Annotated in this window: 9 protein-coding genes; 5 read left to right on the forward strand and 4 right to left on the reverse strand. The window is 63.4% G+C overall.

What is annotated here, in order from left to right:
• On the reverse strand, positions 1–361 hold a 361-nt coding region (locus EN984_RS19380), incomplete at its 3' end, for a DUF1036 domain-containing protein (protein ID WP_127383883.1).
• Between the two features lie 245 nt (positions 362–606).
• Here EN984_RS19380 and EN984_RS19385 point away from each other — a divergent pair.
• The 3 genes from EN984_RS19385 (at position 607) to EN984_RS19395 (ending at position 3,023) form a co-directional block, all read left to right on the forward strand.
• Complete coding sequence (locus EN984_RS19385; protein WP_127266900.1) at positions 607–1,404, forward strand: N-formylglutamate amidohydrolase; 798 nt, start codon at positions 607–609, stop codon at positions 1,402–1,404.
• An 11-nt stretch (positions 1,405–1,415) separates the two neighbouring features.
• The gene (locus EN984_RS19390; protein ID WP_027037142.1) at positions 1,416–1,724 is read left to right on the forward strand and encodes a DUF1244 domain-containing protein; all 309 of its coding nucleotides are present in this window, start codon (positions 1,416–1,418) and stop codon (positions 1,722–1,724) included.
• Between the two features lie 123 nt (positions 1,725–1,847).
• Positions 1,848–3,023 carry an MFS transporter gene (locus EN984_RS19395; RefSeq protein ID WP_127266901.1) on the forward strand — a complete coding sequence of 392 codons (1,176 nt, stop codon included), beginning with the start codon at positions 1,848–1,850 and terminating at the stop codon, positions 3,021–3,023.
• Here EN984_RS19395 and EN984_RS19400 read toward each other — a convergent pair.
• A complete protein-coding gene (locus EN984_RS19400; RefSeq protein WP_127272235.1) occupies positions 2,987–3,895 on the reverse strand; it encodes a LysR family transcriptional regulator in 909 nt (302 codons plus the stop codon). The two genes, EN984_RS19395 and EN984_RS19400, sit on opposite strands and share 37 nt — an antisense overlap.
• Before the next feature lie 113 nt (positions 3,896–4,008).
• Here EN984_RS19400 and EN984_RS19405 point away from each other — a divergent pair, with 113 nt between their 5' ends.
• Together EN984_RS19405 and EN984_RS19410 are read left to right on the forward strand one after the other, a co-directional pair.
• A complete protein-coding gene (locus EN984_RS19405; RefSeq protein ID WP_127266903.1) occupies positions 4,009–4,218 on the forward strand; it encodes a DUF680 domain-containing protein in 210 nt (69 codons plus the stop codon).
• Between the two features lie 76 nt (positions 4,219–4,294).
• Positions 4,295–5,254: an SDR family oxidoreductase gene (locus EN984_RS19410; RefSeq protein ID WP_127266904.1), complete on the forward strand. Its 960-nt coding sequence runs from the start codon at positions 4,295–4,297 to the stop codon at positions 5,252–5,254.
• A 63-nt stretch (positions 5,255–5,317) separates the two neighbouring features.
• On the opposite strand, the gene EN984_RS19415 is transcribed toward EN984_RS19410, so the two are convergent.
• A complete protein-coding gene (locus EN984_RS19415; protein WP_023810914.1) occupies positions 5,318–5,476 on the reverse strand; it encodes a DUF3309 family protein in 159 nt (52 codons plus the stop codon).
• Positions 5,477–5,568: 92 nt separating this feature from the next.
• A partial coding sequence (locus tag EN984_RS19420; protein WP_164765533.1) for an efflux RND transporter permease subunit occupies positions 5,569–6,024 on the reverse strand: 456 nt, incomplete at its 5' end.

A 6,024-nucleotide genomic window follows, 5' to 3' on the forward strand; every position in this document is an offset into this window, starting at 1 on the left:
CAACGCAGTCGGTCACGCCTGCGATCTTGAACTCTTTTTCAGCCACGCACATGTTGATCGGGCCGTCCCAGCGTCCGCCGCGTTCGGCGTCTTCTGCATAAAGATAGTAAAACCTTGATGACAGCGGCCCTTCGATCAGCGTCTTGCAGCTCGATCCCTCGATGTGCCACCAGCCTTCGGTGATCCAGCCGGCCTTGGCGCGATAGCCGATGCCGACGCCGACCAGGTTCTGCGTGGCGTTGCAGACGCGGAAATCGGCACGCGCCGGCGAAGCCACGACCATGGCCGACAGGCCCATGGCAAGAGTGAGGAGCGGCATGGCAAAGGCAGAGCGCATGCGCTGCCCGCCGGCGGAACTCATCCGAAAACCCCTCAAAAACCACATCAGCATCTCTCTGCGCCCCTTTTCGGAAAAGTCCGGGCGCATGTCAACGCACCGTTTTGTCCAATTCCAATCGATTTAGAAAGGCTCCGGCGCACAATTCGCCGACGTGTGCCAGATTTCCCGGGAAACCTTGGCCAAACAACGGCATTGCGCAAGCGTCGTCTTCGTGGAATGACGATAGCACCCTCCCCGGAAGCCCGCGAACAGACCATTTCCCGCCAATGACCCGATCCACAGTTTTCGCGCCTTTCGACATCATCGAGGGCGACCGCAAGCGAGGCATCGTGCTGTTGGGCGATCATGCCCGTCGCGACCTGCCCGACGACTACGGCAGCCTCGGCCTGCCCTCGGCCGAGTTCGACCGGCACATCGCCTATGACATCGGCGTCGAGGCGGTGACGCGCGAACTGGCTGCCCTGCTCGGCGTGCCGGCGGTGCTCGCCAATTTTTCGCGACTGCTGATCGATCCCAATCGCGGCGAAGACGATCCGACGCTCATTCGCCAGCTTTATGACGGCACTGTCGTACCTGGGAATTACCCCATTACTGCCGATGAGCGCGAGAGGCGGCTCGACGGGTTCTACCGGCCCTATCACGACGCCGTCGGCGCCATGATCGCATCGGTCGCACAGGCTTCCGCCCAGACGCCCTTCATCTTTTCGGTGCATTCCTTCACCCCGGCCATGCAAGGAATCCAGCGTCCTTGGCACGTCGGCATCCTGTGGGACCTCGACGACCGCGTGGCGCGGCCGTTGATAGACATGCTGGCGCAGGACAGGAACCTCGTCGTCGGCGACAACGAACCCTATGACGGCGCGCTGCGCGGCGACACCATGTACAAGCATGCCATCGTCAACGGCTTCGCCCATGCGCTGATCGAGATCCGACAGGATCTGATATCGGACCAGAAGGGCGCGCTCGCCTGGGCCGAACGGTTGGCGCCGATCGTTGACGCGATCGACCGCCGTCCCGATATACATGTGGTGAAGATGTTCGGCTCGCGCACCGGGCCGCTATGACGGAGGTTTCGATGACCGAACTCAGCGACGAGCAGCAACGCGATTTCGAAGCGGCCGCCTTCCGCCGGCTGGTCGAGCATCTGCGCGAGCGCAACGATGTGCAGAACATCGACCTGATGAATCTTGCCGGCTTCTGCCGCAACTGCCTGTCGAACTGGTATCGCGAGGCAGCCAATGCCGAGGGCGTCGATCTCACCAAGGATCAGTCACGCGAGATCGTCTACGGCATGCCTTATGGGGAATGGCAGGCGCTGAACCAGACCGAGGCCTCCGACGCCAAGAAGGCCGAATTCGAGGCAAGGCGCCCCCAGGACCATTGACGCCGTCGCCCCAGCGATCGCTTAAGGCTATGTTTGGCCCAAAATGCTTCCCGAAAGAGCCTTGACTGAAAATTGAATCGATCTAATTTGCCGCGCGAAGCCATTTTCAGCGGGATTCGCCTCATGAACGCGTCAATTGCCAAGCTGACTGCCATTCGCGGACGATGGGCGCTCGCGGCCATTTTTCTCGCCAACGGCTTCCTGACGGGCAGCTGGGCGCCGCAGATCCCGGTGTTCCTGACCCGGCTGGAGATTTCGAAGTTCACGCTCGGCCTGCTGATTCTCTTATTCGGCGTCGGTGCCGTCGTCGCGATGACCTGGTGCGGCCATTTGATCTCCAGACATGGCTCGCGCACCGTACTGCGCTGGTTCGCCCTGTGCGGCAGCCTCGGTCTGATGGTCGTGGCGCTGGCGCCCAACGTACCGCTGGCGGCCGCGGCCATGATCATCTTCGGCGGCTCGATCGGTGGCATGGACGTTGCCATGAATGCCAATGCCGTGGTGGTCGAACGGCGGCTCTCCCGCGCCGTCATGTCGTCCTCGCACGGCTTCTGGAGTCTCGGCGGCTTCGCCGGCGGCGGCCTCGGCGGCTTTGCCATCCAGCACTACGGCCACCTCGCCCACGCGGCGGCGGTAACGGTGTTTGCCTCCGGGGTGATCGCGGTGGCCGTTCGCCATCTCCTCACCGAAGACAGACCGCAGGCGGCAGAGCACCACAAATTCGCACTGCCGGCAAACCCGCTGGTTTATCTGATCGGACTGATGGCGCTGCTGGCGATGATCTCCGAAGGCGCGGTGCTCGACTGGGCAGCCCTGTATCTGCGCCAGGAGCTCGGCGCCGATCTTGCCGTTGCCGGCCTCGCCTACGCCGGATTTTCGGGCGTCATGGCGGTTACGCGGTTCTTCGGCGACGGCATACGCAATCGCTTCGGCGCGGTGACGACGCTTCGCGTGTCGGCCCTCGTAGCCGCGGTCGGCATGCTGGTGGCTGGCCTGGCGCCCTCGCCCTGGCTCGCCATTGCAGCCTTTGCCTTTTGCGGCTTCGGCATCGCCAATATGGTGCCGATCATCTTTTCGGCCGGCGGCAACCAGGAAGGCATGTCTTCTGGCACCGGCATGAGCGTGGTCACCACTATCGGATACTGTGGCATACTGGTGGCGCCGTCGGCGATCGGCTTCGTTGCCGAGCACTCCAGCTTTGGCCCGATCTTCATCACCATGTCGGGACTGCTGATCATCGTGTTGCTGATGGCCGGGCTCGCTCACCGCGCCGAATTCGCGCCAGCACCCGCCGAATAGCGTTTCAGCTCCTCGTGGAGAAAATCCACCACCCGGCGGATGCGCACGCTGGTACGCACGTCGCGATGCATCGCTAGCCACACCGGCAGAACTGGCAGCGGCAGATCTGGCAGAACCTTCTCTATCAAAGGATCCCTGTCGGCCAGCGGCTCCTGACCGAGGCCGATGCCGTTTCCCGCCCGCACCGCTTCCCACAAAACGATCTGGTTGTCGGCCCTGAAGCGGAAGCTGCTCCGGGTGACGGGGATGCCATGCTGGGTAAAGCCCCTGATGATCTCGTCGCCGCGGTCGAAGCCGACCAGGTCGTGGTCGACAAGATCGGCAGGCTTCAGCGGACGGCCGCGCCTGTCGAGATAGGATTTGGCCGCGCAGGCGCAGAGCTCGATATCGCAGACCCTGCGTGCCATCAGCTCGTTCTGCGCCGGCTTGACCATGCGGATGGCGATGTCGGCATCCCGACGCAGCAGGTTCTCGACCTGGTTGGAGGCGACGATCTCGACCTCGATGCCGGGCTCCTCGATCCCCAGCCGCATCGTCATCTCAGGCAGGACATAGGCCGCCACCACCTCGCTGGCGGCGATGCGCACCGTGCCTTCGATGGCCTCGACCGAACCCAGCGCCAGCAGTGAGAAGGCGCTTGCCTGCTCACTGACCGCCTTGCCGCGTTCGAACAGCGTGCTGCCGGCCTCCGTCAGTTCGTAGCCGTGCCGTCCTCGACGGAACAGTGTGACGCCGAGTGCCCGTTCCAACTCGCCGATGTGACGGCCAAGCGTCGGCTGGCTGGCCGAAAGCTTTCGCGCGGCGGCCGACAGGCTGCCGGATTCCGCCACGGCGACAAAGCTCTTGATCAGGTTCCAGTCGATTTCAGCCATTCATTTATGAATATCAGAACGCCATCTGTAGTCAATTTCCATTCGCGTTCAGAGCGACCATATTCCGGCTGCAGACACCAACACGGACTGCAAACACCACCAGGAGAACTCAGATGAACAAGATCGCTCTCACCACCGCCGCCATCCTCATTTCCGTCAGCGCCGCCTTTGCCGGCAGCGACAAGTTTGGGTCGAACGACGCCAGCCGGCCGGCTGTCACCAGCACCGACAACACGACCACCGCTTCGATCCACAACCCGGATGCGGCCGTCCGGCAGCCGGTCACGCAAGGCAGCAACCGCGACCTCTTCGGCAGCCGCTGATCTCGATCGCGCTTGTCGCTGATCCCGATCGCGCCTTGCGACCGACCACGCAAATCCCAACCCCGGAGTGCTTCCAATGACCAGTATCGCAATTCTCGGTGCCAATGGCCGGCTCGGCCGCGTGGTCGCCAAGGCCTTCATCGACGCGGGCTACGAGGTCCGCGCCGTCACCCGCAACGGCAAGGTGCCGGCCGAACTCAAAGGCGCCACAGCCGTTGCCGGTGACGCGCTCGACCGCGAGGCCCTCATCCGCGTCACGCAAGGTGTCGACATCATCTTCAACGGCCTCAACCCGATCTACACCGAATGGGCCAAGTGCCTGCCGATCGCCGAGAATGTCATGGCCGCTTGCCGTGCCAACAACGCACTGCATCTCTTTCCCGGGACCGTATACAATTACGGGTCGCCGATGCCGGAGGTGATCACGGAAGACACGCCGTTCCGCCCGACGACCGAGAAGGGGCGCATCCGCGTCGCCATGGAGGACCTGTTTCACCGCGAGGCCGAAGCGCGCCGCGTCCGCACCATTATTTTGCGGGCCGGCGATTTCTTCGGCGGCACCGGCAGCGGCTCGTGGTTCGACCTGGTCGTCGCCGCCAAAATCAACAAGGGTGTCTATACGGCGCCCGGCCCGGTCGACCTCGTGCATGAATGGGCCTACCTGCCGGATCTGGCCAGGGCTTTCGTCGGACTGGCGCAGAACCTGGACAAGCTCGGCGCCTATGAAGCCCTCAACTTCCCGGGCCATCCCGTCACCGACCTGGAGATCAAGGCGGCCGCGGAGAAGGCGCTTGGACGCCCGCTCAAGATGACCTCGATGGCGTGGTGGGTGCTGCGCGCCGGCAGCCCGTTCGTGGCGATGTGGCGTGAGATCGTGTCGATGTCCTATCTGCGCTTCGAACCGCACCAACTGGCGTCGGCAAGGCTGGAAGGCATCATCGGCGCGATCCCGCACACGCCGCTGGATCAGGCCGTCACTGAAGCTCTCGGGGATATCGGCATTGCCACCGTGACCGGCGTTGCGAAAGCTGCCTGACCTCCGCGATGGCGGGCGATACTCCTCCGCACATTAACAATCTCCGCAGACTGAGAGGGCGCCTCAGAGCCGTCCCATCAACAGCAGCACCATAAGCACCACCAGCACCACGCCGACAATACCCGAGGGCCCATAGCCCCAGGAGCGCGAATGCGGCCAGGCCGGCACCGCGCCGATGAGGATAAGGACCAGGACGATGATGACTATGGTGGTGATCGGCATGAGAACCCCGCAATTCGACTTTTCGCCTAAGAACAATGCAAAAGGCCGCCCGGTTGTTCCGGGCGGCCTTTGCCGGTCAAATCGGCAATGATCTATTCGGCGGCTTTCGGAAAGGCGATATCCGGCCCGGCTCCGGCATCCCGCCCTGGCGCATCGGTCGATGAAATCTCGACCTTGCCGCGCCGGAACAGACGGCTGATCAAGCCGCGCCGTGCGCCCGGCTTGACCTTGGCGCGGGTGAACACCATCAGCATCGACGGCGTCACCACCAGCGTCAGCACCGTGGCGAAGGACAGGCCGAAGACGATCGCCGAGGACAGCGAAATCCACCATTGCGTCGACGGCGCGTTGATCGTCGTCTCGTGATGGAAGATTTCCAGCCCGAGGCCGAAGGCGATCGGCAGCACGCCGAGAATGGCCGACACAGCCGTCAGCACGACCGGGCGGGCGCGCTCGCGGCAAGTCTGCAGCACCGCCTCGACCTTGTCCCAGCCTTCTTCACGCAGCCGGTCATAGGTGTCGATCAGCACGATGTTGTTGTTCACCAC

Origin of the sequence: Mesorhizobium sp. M7A.F.Ca.CA.004.12.1.1, assembly GCF_003997835.1 — a bacterium.
GTDB lineage: Bacteria > Pseudomonadota > Alphaproteobacteria > Rhizobiales > Rhizobiaceae > Mesorhizobium.